At 70.5% G+C, this 16034-nt stretch carries 15 protein-coding genes and 1 riboswitch; of the genes, 6 read left to right on the top strand and 9 right to left on the bottom strand.

Translation table 11 applies throughout. The features are described 5' to 3' along the window. Positions 1–14: 14 nt before the first annotated feature. The gene (locus IPV10_RS05665; RefSeq protein ID WP_307861072.1) at positions 15–1532 is read right to left on the bottom strand and encodes a L,D-transpeptidase family protein; all 1518 of its coding nucleotides are present in this window, start codon (positions 1530–1532) and stop codon (positions 15–17) included. Between the two features lie 174 nt (positions 1533–1706). Here IPV10_RS05665 and IPV10_RS05670 point away from each other — a divergent pair, with 174 nt between their 5' ends. The 3 genes from IPV10_RS05670 to nagB are packed head-to-tail and all read left to right on the top strand — an operon-like array spanning position 1707 to position 4666. Next, the gene (locus IPV10_RS05670) at positions 1707–2894 is read left to right on the top strand and encodes an ROK family protein (RefSeq protein WP_207481331.1); all 1188 of its coding nucleotides are present in this window, start codon (positions 1707–1709) and stop codon (positions 2892–2894) included. 40 nt (positions 2895–2934) lie between these two features. Further along, positions 2935–3894, top strand: a complete 960-nt coding sequence (locus IPV10_RS05675) for an ROK family protein (RefSeq protein ID WP_242684690.1) — start codon at positions 2935–2937, stop codon at positions 3892–3894. Further along, on the top strand, positions 3887–4666 hold the full coding sequence (gene nagB / locus IPV10_RS05680) for a glucosamine-6-phosphate deaminase (protein ID WP_207481333.1): 780 nt from the start codon (positions 3887–3889) through the stop codon (positions 4664–4666). The genes IPV10_RS05675 and nagB overlap by 8 nt, the downstream gene beginning before the upstream one ends. A gap of 37 nt (positions 4667–4703) precedes the next feature. Here nagB and IPV10_RS05685 read toward each other — a convergent pair whose 3' ends face one another. The 6 genes from IPV10_RS05685 to IPV10_RS05710 all read right to left on the bottom strand — a co-directional run bounded on the left by IPV10_RS05685 (position 4704) and on the right by IPV10_RS05710 (position 11749). Next, positions 4704–5120: an NUDIX domain-containing protein gene (locus tag IPV10_RS05685; protein ID WP_207481335.1), complete on the bottom strand. Its 417-nt coding sequence runs from the start codon at positions 5118–5120 to the stop codon at positions 4704–4706. Then, the gene (locus IPV10_RS05690) at positions 5113–6474 is read right to left on the bottom strand and encodes an FAD-binding oxidoreductase (protein ID WP_207481337.1); all 1362 of its coding nucleotides are present in this window, start codon (positions 6472–6474) and stop codon (positions 5113–5115) included. The genes IPV10_RS05685 and IPV10_RS05690 overlap by 8 nt, the downstream gene beginning before the upstream one ends. Beyond that, a complete protein-coding gene (locus IPV10_RS05695; protein WP_207481339.1) occupies positions 6471–6842 on the bottom strand; it encodes a YrdB family protein in 372 nt (123 codons plus the stop codon). Before IPV10_RS05695 ends, IPV10_RS05690 begins: the two co-directional genes overlap by 4 nt. A 68-nt stretch (positions 6843–6910) precedes the next feature. Continuing rightward, entirely contained in the window at positions 6911–8635 is a 1725-nt protein-coding gene (locus tag IPV10_RS05700; RefSeq protein ID WP_207481341.1) for a sigma-70 family RNA polymerase sigma factor, read from the bottom strand. 418 nt (positions 8636–9053) lie between these two features. Beyond that, positions 9054–10217 (bottom strand): N-acetylglucosamine-6-phosphate deacetylase, encoded by a 1164-nt coding sequence (locus tag IPV10_RS05705; protein ID WP_207481343.1) that lies wholly within the window; start codon positions 10215–10217, stop codon positions 9054–9056. Continuing rightward, positions 10214–11749: a family 20 glycosylhydrolase gene (locus tag IPV10_RS05710; protein ID WP_207481345.1), complete on the bottom strand. Its 1536-nt coding sequence runs from the start codon at positions 11747–11749 to the stop codon at positions 10214–10216. The genes IPV10_RS05705 and IPV10_RS05710 overlap by 4 nt, the downstream gene beginning before the upstream one ends. A 52-nt stretch (positions 11750–11801) precedes the next feature. Continuing rightward, positions 11802–11886, top strand: a riboswitch (ZMP/ZTP riboswitch). Positions 11887–11925: 39 nt separating this feature from the next. Between IPV10_RS05710 and glyA the strand changes: the two genes are divergently transcribed. After that, positions 11926–13200 carry a serine hydroxymethyltransferase gene (gene glyA / locus IPV10_RS05715; RefSeq protein WP_207481347.1) on the top strand — a complete coding sequence of 425 codons (1275 nt, stop codon included), beginning with the start codon at positions 11926–11928 and terminating at the stop codon, positions 13198–13200. Positions 13201–13354: 154 nt separating this feature from the next. Continuing rightward, a complete protein-coding gene (locus IPV10_RS05720) occupies positions 13355–14233 on the top strand; it encodes a bifunctional methylenetetrahydrofolate dehydrogenase/methenyltetrahydrofolate cyclohydrolase (RefSeq protein WP_207481349.1) in 879 nt (292 codons plus the stop codon). Between the two features lie 95 nt (positions 14234–14328). Here the strand turns inward: IPV10_RS05720 and IPV10_RS05725 are convergent, their stop codons facing one another. Continuing rightward, positions 14329–14886, bottom strand: a complete 558-nt coding sequence (locus IPV10_RS05725) for a hypothetical protein (RefSeq protein ID WP_207481351.1) — start codon at positions 14884–14886, stop codon at positions 14329–14331. 35 nt (positions 14887–14921) lie between these two features. Then, positions 14922–15485, bottom strand: a complete 564-nt coding sequence (locus IPV10_RS05730) for a TetR/AcrR family transcriptional regulator (protein WP_242684691.1) — start codon at positions 15483–15485, stop codon at positions 14922–14924. 65 nt (positions 15486–15550) lie between these two features. On the opposite strand from IPV10_RS05730, the gene IPV10_RS05735 reads away from it, so the two are divergent. Continuing rightward, on the top strand, positions 15551–16027 hold the full coding sequence (locus tag IPV10_RS05735; RefSeq protein WP_207481353.1) for a DUF4188 domain-containing protein: 477 nt from the start codon (positions 15551–15553) through the stop codon (positions 16025–16027). Positions 16028–16034: the final 7 nt, after the last annotated feature.

Below are 16034 nucleotides of genomic sequence, written 5' to 3' on the forward strand. Positions count from 1 at the left end.
CAGGGGGCTGAGGATCAGCCGTGCACCCACACCTCGAGGCCGACCGGCGCCCACTCGTAGACGAACCTGGCGACGTCGATCGGCATGTTCACGCAGCCGTGGCTGCGCGGGTTGCCGAAGTCGTTGTGCCAGTAGGTGCCGTGGAAGCCCTCGTCGCCGTTGAAGTAGGTCACCCACGGCACGTTCGGCGTCTCGGTGATCGAGCCGTCGGGCTCGCGGCTCTTCATGTCCTGCTCGCGGAGATGCGCGTACACCCGGAAGTGGCCCTGATCGGTCGGTGTCGCCGCCTTGCCGGAGGAGATCCGCCAGGAGTTCACGACGGACTCGTTCTCGAACAGCGTGGCGGTCTGCGAGCCGAGATCGACCTCGATGCGGCGGAAGAGGTTCACCGACTGGAACGGGACCTCCGTCACCTCGAGGGCGAAGACGCCGTCTCCCCCTTCGAGCTGGGTGGCGAAAGCGGCGGCGACGTCCGAGGTGTCGACGAGCTCGCGTCCGTTCACGCCTGCCGTCTGCTCCTGCAGGACCCTGCCGTCGGAGTCGACGATCGTGGCGGCGTTGACCGGGGCCCGGTTGACGAGGGCCGGAAGACCGTCGACGGTCGCCTGGATCGCTGCGCGGTCGACCTCGATGCGCAGCGCGCCCTCGTCGTCCATGACCTTGAGCCATGTCGCGACGGTGGCGGGGGCGACCGGAACGGTGCGCTCCGCGCCGACGTAGAAGCCGATCGTGCCGAGAAGAGTGTTCATGGAGGCCGCTGTGGCCGTCGCGTCCTCGTCGGTCACGGCAGGCGCGGCCTCAGCAGGCGCACCCGAGTACTCGAGGCTCTTGCCGCCGTCGGCGACCGTCTCGATGATCGCCGCGGTGAGGTCGCCGACGTCGATGCCGGTGCCGGGCTCGGAGGGCGTCGTGACGTAGGTGGCCGAGGCCGCGTCGAACACCACGCCCGCGTCGACGGGATCGTCGAAGCTCCCAGGCACGGCGTCGCGCAGCGCGCTGTCTGCCTTCGCGGGGTCGAGGGCGATGTCCGCGGCCAGCGGCTCGCCCATCCACATGTCGAGGTTCCAGAGCGGGCGGGTCGCGAACGCCTCGTCGGCGAGGGCCCGCGCGTCGATCGTCGCGCCCAGGTCGGCGCCGGTGAGGACGACGTCGCCGCCTGCCCCGGTGAGAGTGATCTCGGTCTCGGCGAGGTGGTTGCCGATGGCCTCTGCGGCGGCGCCGGGCGTCATCCAGCCGACGGGGATCCCGGCGACGGTCGTCCCTGGGGCGATCAGGATCATCGATGCGGCGCCCGCGCCGATCACGACGGCTCCGACACCGAGCCCGATCCAGAGTCCGAGGCGCTTCTTCCGGTGCGCGGGCTCGGCGGGAGCCCACGCGAGCGGCTGGTGGCCGTCGAGCGGGGGCGCGGCATCGGCCGGCGCGTCGCCGTGGGCGGGCGTCAGCGCGACGGTGGCCAGATCATCGCCGGAAGCGGATGCCACCGGCAGTTTCTCGGTCGCTGCGTCGTGCGCGGAAATCAGATCGGTCACGAACTTCACCCCCCGGCAATCACACGTGTCCTTGGTGCCAATGGTACGGGATGGCAGGTAACGGGGAGGCAACGGAATATCGCAGGTGAGCGTGCGGTAACGTTTCGATAACCGTCCCCGAAGCACGCGGGTCGCGACTTGCGTCATCCACGTTCGTAAGGTCTACTAACAAACATGTCCGTTTCGGATGGATCGCGCCCCGCAGCCTCGTCGGGCTACGTCGCTGCGAACACGCATGCCTTCGGCCCCGGGCGCCATCTGCGTTCGCGCTCGAAGGTCCTCCCTGAGCATGCGCGCGGCCACAACCGGGCGCTGGTCCTGCAGACCCTGTACCACTCCGGCGCGATGAGCCGTGCGGACCTGTCGCGCGAGACCGGGCTGACCAGGGTCACGATCTCCGACCTCGTCGCCGAGTTCATCGCCGACAGGATCGTGCTCGAGATCGGCATCCGCGAGACGATCGGGCCGGGGAAGCCGCCCATCCTGATCGACATCGACCGGGTCGGACACCAGATCATCGGCATCGACCTGTCGGGGCCCAGCGCCTTCGTCGGCGCCGTGCTCAGCCTGGACGGTGATGTACTCCATCGGGGGGAGGTGGCGCGCCCCGAGAAGGCGGACGGGGACGCGACCTACGCGGCCACCCTTGAGCTCGCTCGCATGCTGGCGGCGGCGGCCACGCAGCCGCTGCTCGGCGTCGGCATCGGCACCCCCGGTGTCGTCCGCCCCGACGGCGTCGTGCTGAGCTCGCCCAACCTCGGCTGGACGAACCTGCCGCTCGAGGCGAAGCTCGGCACCGATCTCGATCTGCCGGTGCTCGTCCGCAACGACGCCAATGCCGCGGTGCTCGCGGAGTACACCTTCGGCGAGGCGAAGGCCGACTTCATGCTCATCAAGATCGGCAGGGGAGTGGGCGCCGGACTCATCACCGGAAGCCAGCCGCTGATGGGAAGCCGCTTCGCCGCCGGCGAGATCGGCCACGTCGTCGTCGGCACCGACGGCGGTCCGCGCTGCGCGTGCGGCAAGGACGGCTGCCTGGAGGCCTGGCTCAGCGTCACCAGGCTCAGTGCGGCGATCGCCGCCGACCCGGAAGCCCGTGACGACATCCTCCGCGACGCCGGCACGCGCATGGCGATCGCGATCGCGCCCATCGTCGCGGCACTCGACCTCTCCGAGGTCGTCCTCTCCGGACCCGCCGAACTGCTCGACGGCACCCTGATCGACGCCGCAGTGGAGACGCTGCACGCGCGGACGCTGGAGGGCGTCTTCGAGGACGCCCTGATCCGGCTGACGCACCAGGACGACATCGTGCTCCGAGGAGCCGCCGTGATGGTGCTCTCCGGCCAGCTGGGCGTCTCGTGAGCCGCGGCATCCGTCTGCAGACGACCGAGAGCGCGCGCTGATGGCGAGCGCGACCGCGGCCGACCGAGCCGGTCGGCCGATACGGGTGGGCCTGGACGTCGGCGGAACCAAGATCGAGGCCGTCGCCGTATCGGCAGGCGGAGAGATCCTCGGACTCCTGCGCCGCCCGACAGGTTGGGGCGCGGATGCCGTGATCGAGAGCATCGCCGAGGCGGTCGCGGCGCTCGCCGAGGAGACCGGCTTCGCGCTCGAGGACGTCGCCTCGGCAGGCGTCGGCATCCCCGGTCTCGTCGACGCCGGCACCGTGCTGCACGCCGTCAACCTGGGCGTGGAGTCGCTGGATCTCGCCGACCGGGCGAGCGCGCTGCTCGGCGTGCCGTTCGTCGTCGAGAACGACGTGAAGGCGGCGGCGCTCGGCGCCGCCGCACTCCGCGGCGCCGAGGAGTCGATGGCGTACCTGAACCTCGGCACCGGCGTCGCCGCCGGCATCGTCGTGGACGGCCGGATCTGGCGCGGCACCAGAGGATTCGCGGGCGAGGTCGGCCATCTCTCCGTGGCCCCGGGTGGCCGTCTCTGCGGGTGCGGGCAGCGCGGCTGCATCGAGACCCTCTGCGGAGGCGGCGCGCTCGCGAAGGCATGGGGCAGGCCGGGAGCGCTTCCGGTGCTCGACATCCTCGACGCCGCGGATGCCGGCGATCCCGAGGCGATCGCCCTGCGAAACGGCCTCCACCAGGGTGCTGCCGCCGCTGTCCGGGTGCTCGTGCTCACGACGGATGTCGACCGGGTGATCATCGGCGGAGGCCTCACCTCTCTCGGAGACCGCCTGGAGGACGGCATCCGCGCAGCGCTGCGCGACGGCGCCGGGACCTCGGCGTTCATGCGGTCCCTGCGCCTGGATGAGAGAATCGAGCTGCTACCGGCCGGTTCGCCTGCAGGGGCTTTCGGAGCGGCCCTCGTGGGCGCATCAACACCCACCAAGGAGATCGTGCCCCATGGCTGAAGTCGTCATCGTCGAGAACTCGGAAGCGGCCGGAGAGCTGGTCGCGGCGGAGATCGTCGAGCTCATCGAGGGGCGTCCGGACGCCGTGCTCGGCCTCGCGACCGGTTCGACGCCGCTGCCGGTGTACCTCGCGCTGCGCTCGCGACTCGCCGGCCGTGATGTGTCTCAGGTGCGCGGCTTCGCGCTCGACGAGTACGTCGGACTCGACCCGGCCCACCCGGAGAGCTACCGCTCGGTGATCACGCGCGAGGTCGTCGAGCCGCTCGGGCTCGACCCGCGGCGCATCCATGTGCCGAACGGGGCGGAGGCGACCATCCAGCACGCCGGGGGCGACTACGAAGCCGCGATCGACGCCGCGGGCGGCGTCGACCTGCAGCTCCTCGGCATCGGCACGGACGGCCACATCGGCTTCAACGAGCCCGGATCGTCGTTCGCCTCGCGCACCAGGGTGAAGACGCTCACCGAGCAGACCCGCGCGGACAACGCCCGCTTCTTCGATTCCGTCGACGACGTGCCGCGGCACTGCATCACGCAGGGGCTCGGAACGATCCTGCGCGCGCGCCACCTCGTGCTGCTCGCGTTCGGCGAGGGCAAGGCGCAGGCGGTGGCGGATGCCGTCGAGGGGCCGCTCTCCGCGTTCCTCCCCGGATCCGCGATCCAGCTGCACCCGCACGCGACGGTCGTCGTGGACGCGGCCGCGGCGTCGAAGCTCAGGCTCGCCGACTACTACCGCTACACGTTCGCGAACAAGCCGGAGTGGCAGGGGATCTGAGGGGTCCGCCGGGAGCGTCTCCTCGCGCCGGGCCCGCTCACCGATCGGTGGCCCGGAGGTGCGGCCACGCGATGGGCAGCAGATGCTCGGTGCTCAGAGGCGCGAGCGGGAGCGTCTCGGCATCCGCCGGGGTGATCCAGCGCAGCTCGGCGAGCTCGGCCTGCACGACCACCGCCGCGGGGTCGAGCGCGGTCGCGAACGCCTCGGCGACGACGCGGTGACCCGGCTCGTTCGCGGCCTCCGAGATGAAGCTGCCGAGCGGCTCGAGGTCGCCCTCGTCGAGCAGGACGCCGAGCTCCTCGTGGAGCTCGCGGACGAGCGTCTGCGCAGGGGACTCGCCAGCCTCGGGCTTGCCGCCCGGCTGCATGAATCGGGTGGTGCCCTGCTTGCGGACGACGAGCACGCGGCCCGCGTCGTCGACGATCACGGCCGCGCTCACGTGGATGTCAGGCATGCGCGAACACCTTCCCGGGGTTGAGGATGCCGAGCGGATCGAACACGCGGGTGATCTGGCGCTGCAGCTCCCACTGATCGTCGCCCAGCTCCGCCGCCAGCCACCGGCTCTTCAGCGTGCCGATGCCGTGCTCTCCGGTGAGCGTGCCGCCGAGCGCGATCGCCGCGCGGAACAGCTCGTCGGCCGCGGCCCAGACGTGCTCCGGCGGCTCGGCGCCTTCGAAGATGAAATTCGGATGCAGGTTGCCGTCGCCCGCGTGCGCGACGGTCGGGATCGCCAGCCCGTACTCGCGCTCGATGCGCGCGATCTCGTCGAACATCGCCGGCATCGCGCTCCGCGGCACCGACACGTCTTCGATGAGAGTGGTGCCGAGTGCCGCCATCGCCGGGTGCATCGACCGGCGGACGGCGAGCAGCCGCTCGCCCTCCTCACGATCGTGCGACACCTGGGTCGCCCCGCCGTGGGCGCGCAGGATCGCCGCGATCGCGTCGGCTTCGACGGCTGCCGCCGGCCCGTCGGTCTGGATCGTCAGCTGCGCGCTCCCGGCGTCGGGGGAGGGAAGCGCGAGCAGCGAGGCGACGGCTGAGAGGCTCGCGGCATCCATCAGCTCCATGATCGCGGGCTGGATGCCCGCAGCGGTGACGGCAGCGGATGCCGCGGCCGCCGCGCGGACATCCGGGAACGTCGCGGCGATGGTGCAGATCGAGCCCTCGACGAGCCGCCGCAGCTTCAGGGTGGCTCCGACGACGACGCCCAGCGTGCCCTCCGACCCGATCACCAGCGAGGTGAGATCGAGGCCGGTGACGCCCTTCACACTGCGGTGGCCGAGGTGCAGGAGCCGTCCGTCGGCAAGCACCAGGTCGACCCCGAGCACGGCATCGCGGACGACGCCGTACTTGGCGCAGAGCAGACCGCCCGCACCCGTCGCGATGTTCCCGCCGACGGTGGAGATGTCACGGCTCGCGGGATCCGGCGCCCACCACAGCCCGTGCTCCGTGAGTAGGGCGTTGAGCTCGGCGTTCAGGATGCCGGGCTCGACCACGGCGAGGAGATCATCGGCACGGATCTCCCGCACCGCCGTCATCCGCCGGGTGGAGAGGACGATCTCGCCCTCGCCCCCGTTCGCCGCGCCCGCGAGTCCGGTGCCGGCGCCTCGCACGACGACCGGTGTCCTGGTCGCCGTGGCGATGCGCATGACCTGCTGAACCTGCTCCACAGTCTCGGCGTGCACGACCGCGAGCGGAGTACCGGGCGCGGCATGACCCGAGCGGTCGGCACGTGCGTCAGCGAGCGAGGCGGGAGTGGTGTCGACGAGCTCTCCGAGGGCGCGGACCAGCCGGTCGAGCGCGCTCATGACAGGGTGCGTCGACCGCTGACCACTCCGGCGCCCACCGCGACCAGTGCGAACGCGAGGCCGATCAGCGGCTGATCCATCAGCCACCAGGCGGTGGTGACGCCGACGTAGATGAGCAGCTCGACGACCGCGCGGAGGAAGGGATGCAGCCGCAGCACGGGCTTCGGCGAGAGGAACAGCGCCCACACCAGCAGCACCACGATCGGCGCGCCAAGGCCCAGGACGATGTTCCACGGGAGCGGCCAGGTGGCGAAACCCCAGAGCGCGAGAGTGCCGATCGCTATCACCAGGACGACGGCGCGGACGACGTCCAGCGCGTTGATGTTCGGGCGTTCGACACCGGGGACGGAGGCGGGATCCTGGGACATGATCCCAGTCTATTCGGCGCCTGCGAAGGCGATCGGCCGCGTCGGATCGGATCCCGGCGCTGAGCGATCTAGAACGGGTTGTTGCAGCGCCCCTCGAGCTGCGGGATGTTCGCCAGGGATTCCAGTTCGATGGTGACGACCTCGCCCAGAAGGTCACCCGAGGCGTACGAGTAGGTCAGCTCCGCGCCCTCGCACACCTGCTGCAGGGTGGGCTCGATCTCGAACGAGGCCGCGCCTGTCGTGTCGAGCGCGACATCCTGGGAGATGCCGTCCACGAGCGCGCGGACGGTCGCGTCCGGTGCTCCCGCGAAGGCGATCGAATAGAGCACCGTCGGCGGCTGGCCGTTCGACACCGTCGCGGAGACGATGTCGAGAGCGGGCGCGCCCTCGGGCACGGATGCCTCTGGGCCCTCACCGCCGGGATCCTCGCCCCCGGGATCGACGGGGTCGACGGGATCCACGGGGTCGACGGGATCCACGGGATCCACCGGGTCGACGGGATCGACCGGCTCCTCCGGCGCGATGGTCTCGGTCGGCGGGGCGACGGCGGGTGCGGACTCAGGAGCGGGCGCCGGCGTCGGAGCCACGGCATCTGCGATCGGCGGGACGGGCTCAGGGTCGGGCTCGGGCTCGACCTGCTCGATGACGACCGGTTCGTCGGCGCCCATCGACGGATCCGGTGCGATGTCCGATGAGATGGCGCCGGAATCCTGCTGTCCGGCGTTCGGCAGCGAGGCGGGCGAGCTGGCACCCGCGAGGCCGGGGATGATCGTGACGGCCGTGACGACTCCGGCGACGACCAGCGCTGCGGAGCCCGCTCCGACGAGCGCTCCGATGCCGCTCAGCATCCCTCCGGAGCTCCCGCCTCCTGCGCCACCGCTCGCAGCCGAGCCGTAGGCGGTGGCGCCGGCGGCAGCGGTGCCGGTGACGCTCACGCCGCCTTCGATCACTCCCGAGGGCATCGCCGCGAGCGCGACGATCGGAGTGCCGCCGCCCTGCAGCGCGGCGAGGTAGCCGGCGGATCCGCTGACCCCGAGGACGAGCGGCAGCAGCACGAGGACGAGCCTGCCGGAGACGTCCTTGGCCTCGGCGGCGACGATCATGCAGCGCGCGCACTCGTCGAGGTGTCGCTCGAGACGCGTGTGGTCGCGGGTGCTCAGGTTGCCGCGCGAGTACGCGCCGAGATGCTCGACCGTCCACTGGCAGTCCGACCCGGGAGCGGCGCTGCGCAGGTGCGCCTGGATCCACGCCTCGCGCAGCCCCTCGCGGGCGCGGAATGCGAGCTGCGACACCGCGCCGGGCTTCATGCCGAGCAGCGGTGCCACCTCCTGCGGCTTCATCTGCTCGATCTCGGTGTACCAGAGCACTTCCTGCCAGCGGGAGGGAAGACTGCGGAACGCCTGGGCGGTGAGGCTGCGGTCGAGCGCCTCGTTCGCGGCCTGCTCCGTGGTGTGCGGGTCGGCCACGGTGTCCAGCGCGTCGATGGTCGACTCGCGACGCGCGCGGCCCCAGGCCGCCGCGGTGTTGCGGATGCTGGTGAAGAGGTACGCGCGGAACGAGCCGTTGGGGCCGCCGCCCTTGATGATCGCCTGGTAGATGCGGGTGTACGACTCCTGGACGAGGTCGTCAGGGTCGATCGAGGAGGTGATGGAGCGTGCGACGGACATGCCGGACGGATAGTGCCTTCGCCAGAGCTCAGCGAACGCGTCAGCGTCGCCCGAGCGTGTGCGCAGCACAAGGTCGGCATCGGCGATCATCTCGCCGGGAAGGGTGTTCTCGTGGTCCACAGTCATCCATCTGTTGCGGAGCGCAGGTGTGCCTCCACATGAAGAGACGCGTGACAGGGGTCTTCATCACGCGCTTTCTTCATTCTCTCCCGAATATCCCAGGGCAGGCCACCCCTGAGAGGAAATCCGTGGGAATCCTCAAAATCGGCAGAATCCCAGATCCCGAGCCTGTTCCGTGACGATACCCGAAGATTCTCGAGGATTCTCGGCCGAGTCGCGTAATGATCGGCGCACTGCCCCGTCTCATCACTTAGAGAAAGCCGACGATTCCACCGGGGGGCGGAGTCGGAAGCGCCGGCGCACGGGGCAAGAGCGCCGGTCGGTGGATCGAGAGCCTCGGGGGAGGAGCTCCCGGCCACCGCTCTGACAGGGATGAGGCCGCCGATCTGGGGATCGGCGGCCTTCCCCTCCGCCGTGGCCTGCCCTACCGGGCTCCAACCCAGACGCGAACGACCTGCAGCTGCGCATCCAGCAGCACCGCGTCACCGCTGAGACCGCGGCTCAGGCCTCCGATCTCGGCGCCGAGGCCGATCGCCCTCGCCGGCGTCCGCGTCAGAGCGCGCACGGCTTCAGGAAGCGTCGCGCCCGCGGAGACCGCCCTGCGCAGCGCCACATCCTGCGTGAGCGTGGAGCCTGCGATCGAGCCCGTGTCGTCCGCACGCGCGACACCGTTCTCGACGGTCACGCTCACCGCCCCGAGATCGTAGTGGCCGTCCGCACTGCCGGCAGCGGCCATGGCATCGGTGACCAGTGCCACGCGGCCGGGGGCGGAGTCGAACAGCAGCTTGATCACCTGCGGGTCCAGGTGCACGTTGTCGGCGATCGCCTCGAGCACGACGCGGTGGTCGGCCGCGGCGGCGAGCACCGGACCAGGCGCGCGATGGTGGATGCCGTTCATCCCGTTGAAGGCATGTGTGAGGATCGACGCCCCTGCCTCGAAAGCGGCGGCCGCCATCGCGGCATCCGCATCGGTGTGCCCGACCGCCGCCGCTGCACCCGCGGCGACGATGCGCCCGATCGCGTCGAGTCCGCCCGGCAGCTCAGGGGCGATCGTCACCTGCCGGACGGTGCCGCGGCCCGCGTCGAGGAGCCGCTGGACGTCGGCCGCGACCGGCTCGCGCAGCAGTGAGGGCTCGTGCGCACCGTGGTGACCGGGGTCGAGGAAGGGGCCCTCGAGGTGGGAGCCGAGGATGTCGGCATCCGTCTCGCTCAGATCCGCGATCAGTGCCACGCTCCGGGCGAGATCGTCGAGCGAGGCGGTGACCAGAGACACCACTGCGCGCGTCGTCCCGTGCGCGCGATGCAGGGCTCTCGCGGTGCGGATCGCGTCGACGCCGTCGTCGAAGGCCAGCCCCGCTCCGCCGTGGCAGTGGATATCGACGAAGCCAGGGGCCAGCACCGCCCCCTCGCCGGCCACGGCGGCAGCATCCACGACCTCGTCGGCGGCGTCCCACTCCGAGCCGGTGCCGGTGGACACGACCCGGCCGTTCTCGAACCGGACCCAGGCGTCCTCCGTCGTCCGGCCCTCGTCGACGAGACGCGCCGAATGGATGACGACGGAACCCGTCGCTGTGGAATGGACGCTCATCGATCGCTCCAGGGGATCTCGGGGGCCGGGTGGAAGCTGATCCCCTCAGCCTTCCACAGCGGCGCGAGTGCGCCGAGACGCTCGCGGAACGACTCCCAGGTGCGAGCCGGAGACTGCTGCGGTGACCAGGCCACCTCCGCGAGGGCGGCCGCTCGCGGGAAGACCAGCTGCTCGACGTCGTCGAAGGTGCGAGCCGTCTCGCTCCACAGCGGCGCCTCGATGCCGAGGATCGCGGCATCCGGAACCTCGAGGATGCCGGTGGGCTCCCAGTCGTACGCGGCGCGCACGTCGATGAACGCCGCCCAGGTGAGGCCGAGGGGGGAGTCCTCGGCGTACTTCATGTCGAGGTACGCGACGTTCGACGGCGACATGATCAGCGCACCGCCTCGCGCCGTGAACCGAGCGGCCTCCTCGGCGTGCGCACCCGCCGGGGTCGTGCTGCCCCAGTACTGGCCGACCGTGCCCTCGGCGATGTCCTCGGCCGAGCCCATCTCGTGCCAGGCGATCGGGACCTTTCCCGCCTCGACGACGATCGCGGTCGCCCGTGCGGCGAAAAGGTCGAAGTCGGCCTTCGGGGTGCCGAGCGATTCGTCGCCGCCGATGTGGATGTAGGGACCCGGAGTCAGCTCTGCGAGCTCGCGCACCACGTCGCGCACGAACCGGTAGGTGCGCTCGTCGTGGATGCGGACGCTGGAGTGCCCGACGCCCCAGCCCAGGTAGTTCTCGCCCGCGACCGGCAGCGGCTGGCCGAGGCGCTCGGATTCGGCGATGAGACTGTCGTTGAGAACGGGCGCCTCGACGAGGTCGGGGTATGCGACGCCGATCGCATGTGTGTGACCCGGGAGGTCGATCTCGGGGATCACGATCATGTGGCGGGATGCCGCGTATGCGACGATCTCGCGGTAGTCGTCCTTCGTGTAGAAGCCGCCGGGGTCGCCGCCTGCCGAAGTGCCGGAGGAGCGCTCCGTGAGCAGCGGCCAGGAGTCGATGTGGATGCGCCACCCCTGATCGTCGGAGAGGTGCAGATGCAGGTGGTTGAGCTTCAGGGCGCTGACGCCGTCGATGAACGCCTTGACGTCCGCGACCCCGAAGAAGTGCCGGGCGACGTCGAGCATGACGCCGCGGCGGGCGAAGCGCGGGGCGTCGGCGATGTCGGCTCGGAGGATCGCCCAGGTGCCGTCTTCGTCTTCGCGCAGGAGCTGCAGCAGCGTCTGCACGCCGTAGAAGAGGCCGGCCTCGTCGGCGCCGACGACCTCGGCCGTGTCTCCCACGGTGAGCGTGTAGCCCTCGGCGGCGGCCATGTCGGGATCGATGCGCAGGACGAGATCCCCGGAGGCGGGTTCGCCCTCGGCGGTGCGCTGTGCGGCGGTGGCGATGCGGATGCTGCTCCGACGCTCGACCGCGTCAGCGAGCAGGGTCGCGACAGCGGCGGCGCCGTGCACCCGAGTGGCCGCGGTGACCGGCATCCGTCCCTCGCCCGCCGTGGCGGAGACGGGCACCGGCACGAGCGGCAGCGAATGAGTAAAGACCATGAACAAAACCTACCCTGAGCCGCGTCATGGGCACACCGAAATCCGCTATGCTCGTAACCGTCGCGACTGGCGTCTGGGTGGACTACCACCGGGGAGCGACTGACCACGGAATTCGACCGCGCGCCTGGGCCGATGGAAGCACCCCTTTCGAATCCGTTGTCAGAGGAGCACGTCACATGACCGACCGTTACTTCAACGCCCCGCTCGCCGAGGTCGACCCCGAGATCGCCGAGGTGCTCGACCGCGAGCTCAAGCGTCAGCAGACGTTCCTCGAGATGATCGCGTCCGAGAACTTCGTACCCGTCTCCATCCTGCAGTCGCAGGGCTCGGTGCTCACGAACAAGTACGCCGAGGGCTACCCCGGCCGTCGCTACTACGGCGGCTGCGAAGAGGTCGACGTCGCCGAGGAGCTCGCCATCCAGCGCGCGAAGGACCTCTTCGGCTCCGAGTTCGCCAACGTCCAGCCCCACTCGGGAGCGTCGGCCAACGCCGCCGTGCTGCACGCGATCGCCCGCCCGGGCGACACGCTGCTCGGCCTCTCGCTCGACCAGGGCGGCCACCTCACCCACGGCATGAAGATCAACTTCTCCGGCCGTCTCTACGACATCGTCGCCTACGGCGTGAACCCCGAGACCTCGACCATCGACATGGAGGAGGTCCGTCGCCTCGCCATCGAGCACAAGCCGAAGGTCATCATCGCCGGCTGGTCGGCCTACCCGCGCACGCTCGACTTCGCCGCCTTCCGCGCGATCGCGGACGAGGTCGGCGCGCTCCTCTGGGTCGACATGGCGCACTTCGCCGGCCTCGTGGCCGCGGGTCTGCACCCGAACCCCGTGCCCCACGCGCACGTCGTCTCCTCGACCGTGCACAAGACGATCGGCGGCCCGCGCTCGGGCTTCATCCTGACCAATGACGCCGACATCGCGAAGAAGATCAACTCCGCCGTCTTCCCCGGCCAGCAGGGCGGCCCGCTCATGCACGTCATCGCGGCGAAGGCCACGGCGTTCAAGCTCGCGGCGACCCCGGAGTTCAAGGAGCGCCAGGAGCGCGTGCTGCGCGGTGCGGCGATCCTCGCCGAGCGCCTCTCGCACCAGGACGTGAAGGATGCCGGCATCGGCGTGCGCTCCGGCGGCACCGACGTGCACCTCGTGCTCGTCGACCTGCGCGACGCCGCGATCGACGGCAAGCAGGCGGAGGACCTCCTGCACGACATCCACATCACGGTGAACCGCAACGCTGTGCCGAACGACCCGCGTCCGCCGATGGTCACCTCGGGTCTGCGCATCGGCACACCGGCGCTCGCCACACGCGGGTTCGGCGACGCCGAGTTCACCGAGGTCGCCGACATCATCGCGCTCGCGCTGCTGCCCGGCGCCGACGTCGAGGGCCTCCGGGCTCGCGTGGACGCGCTCGCCGCAGGCTTCCCGCTGTACCCGGACCTGCAGCAGTAAGCAGCCGGCCGGCCGTCCCTGGCTGTGAGTTCCGGATTCGCGCGTGAGATCCCCGTCCGGCACGGGGAACTCACGCGCGAATCGCGGTCTCGCTGCCGGATCGGGATCCCACACCGACGGCATCCGCCCCTCCCGCTCCCGAAAGGAACCTGACATGACCGCGAAGATCCTCGACGGCAAGGCCGCTGCAGCATCCATCAGGACGGAGCTGACCGAGCGCGTCGCCGCGCTGAAGGAGAAGGGCATCGTCCCCGGCATCGCCACCGTGCTCGTCGGGGCCGACCCGGCATCGCAGCTCTATGTGGGCATGAAGCACCGGCAGTCGGAGGCGATCGGGATGAACTCGATCCAGCGCGAACTCCCGGCCGACGCCACGCAGGAGGACGTCGAGGCGCTGATCGACGAGCTCAACGCCGACCCCGGCTGCCACGGGTACATCGTGCAGCTGCCGCTGCCGAAGCACCTCGACACCGACGCGATCCTCGAGCGGATCGACCCGGCGAAGGATGCCGACGGTCTGCACCCGACCAACCTCGGCCGGCTCGTGCTGAACGTGAACAACCCGATCACGACGCCGCTGCCGTGCACGCCTCGCGGCGTGATCGAGCTGCTGCTGCGCAACGACTACGACCTGAAGGGCAAGCACGTCGTCGTCGTCGGCCGCGGTGTCACGATCGGGCGCCCGATGGGCCTGCTGCTGACCCGCCGCGACATCAACGCCACGGTCACGCAGGTCCACACCGGCACGCCCGACATGTCGCCGTACCTCCGTCAGGCCGATGTGATCGTCGCCGGCGCCGGCGTCAAGCACCTGATCCGCGCTGAGGACGTCAAGCCGGGCGCTGCGGTGCTCGACGTGGGCGTGACCCGCGAGACGGATGCCGAGACCGGCAAGAGCCTCGTCTTCGGGGACGTGCATCCGGACGTCGCCGAGGTCGCCGGCTGGATCTCACCGAACCCCGGCGGGGTCGGCCCGATGACGGTCGCGCTGCTGATGACGAACGTGGTCGAGGCGGCCGAGCGGCTGGTCTGAGCCTGCGGCGCGGCATCTGCCTCGCTCCGGTCGCAGAAAAGCACGGTCTCGGGCGCGAATACCGTGCCTTTTCGCGACCGGAACCGGGGTGATGCTCAGCCGAGCTCGTCCAGCATCCGGCGCTGCTCGGGCGTGAGCCCGTCGCGCAGCTCCTCGCGCGCCTGAGCGGTGGCGGGGGCGTCCGGGGTGCGGGCGGCAGACGCGGTCGGCTTCGTGCCGCGGGCCGAGACCTTCGCGTGCACGGTGTCGTACACCTGCGCCGCCTTCCCGCGCATCCGGTCGTCGAGCTGGTCGTAGATCATCCAGCCGAACAGCAGGATCAGCGGCGGCAGGGCGAAGCCCCAGAAGCCGCGGGCTGTGACTCCGCTCAGCCACACGGTGAGCACCCAGACGATGAGCTCGACGAGGTAGACGAGCGCGTACTGCAGGACCTTCTCGCCCTTCCTCCCGCGATCCGCCGAAGACCTGGCGGCGGCCTTGCGGAATGCGGCGCCGAGCGTCGGTTTCACGACGAGGGCCGCGAGGGTCAGGATGACTGCCGCCCAGAGCGCATGCAGCCCGACCGAGACGTTCGGGAACAGCAGGCCGATGAGCAGCAGCACCGCGACATCGAACACGTAGAGGGCCGCGAACCGGACGATTCCGTTCTTCATGCGACCAGAATCCCACACCTTCGGGCGGGGAGCGCCTATCGCGGCGGGAAGGCGCGCTGGACGGCGTCGAGCACCGCCTCGTACACGGCATCCCAGTCGACAGCCTCCGGGGCCACCGCGGCGAGTTCCAGCGAGATTGCGCCGTGCACCTGTGCCCACACCGTCATCGCGGCGGCCATCACGTCCTCCGCGGGCGCTCGGGCGGCCAGAGCGCGCACCAGCGGGGCGATCGCGGAGCTCGTCACCTCGGCATCCGGCACGCAGTCGCCGGTGTCGGTGATCGCTCCGCCGAACATCAGCCGGTACAGGGCCGGGTTCGCCTTCGCCCAGGTCCGATACGCGACCCCGAGTGCGCGAAGCCCCTCGGATTCGGTCTCGGACTGGGAAGCGCCGAACGAGGCGAAGCCGTGCTCGATCACGGCGACCAGCAGCTCGGCCTTGCCGCCGAACAGCGCGTAGATCGCAGAAGTCGACGTTCCCGCCTGCTGGGCGATGTCGCGGAGGCCGATGCGTCCGGGGCCGTTCTGGTCGACCATCTCGGCGGTGATGTCGAGGAGCCTGTCGCGCAGGGCGTCGTCGTAGATCGCAGGTCTTGCCATGGAACAGATCGTATCGTAACGTTGTTGTATAACACTGTTACAAAACGGATGAAGAAGGAGATGCCATGACTCAGCAGGTCTTCCCCGGCAGGTTCACCGCGGCGCCAGAGCGCACCGACGTCACGGTGTTCCTGATCGGGATGCGGGCGAACCGCTGGTGGCAGCTCGGCCGGGTGCTGCGGACGGCGGGCAGGATGCCGCCGATGCTGAAGCACCTCGCCACGCATCCGGAGGCCGGGATGCTCGGCGCGCACAGCTGGTTCGGCCGGACGACGCTGCTGCTCTCGTACTGGGAGAGCCCGGAGCATCTGCAGCGCTTCGCCGCGGATCGTGACGCCCCGCACCTGCAGCCGTGGCGCGACTTCATGCGCACGCTGCAGGGGTCGGGAAGCGTCGGCGTCTGGCACGAGACCTACCAGGTGCCGGTCGCCGACCTCGAGGCGGTGTACGTCGACATGCCGGCATTCGGCCTCGCCGCGGCGACCGTTCACGCACCGATCGGCCCGGGCAAGAAGACGGCCCGACAGCGACTCGGGCGGTGATCACAGA

The organism is Microbacterium sp. SD291 (assembly GCF_017355365.1).
Lineage (GTDB): Bacteria > Actinomycetota > Actinomycetes > Actinomycetales > Microbacteriaceae > Microbacterium.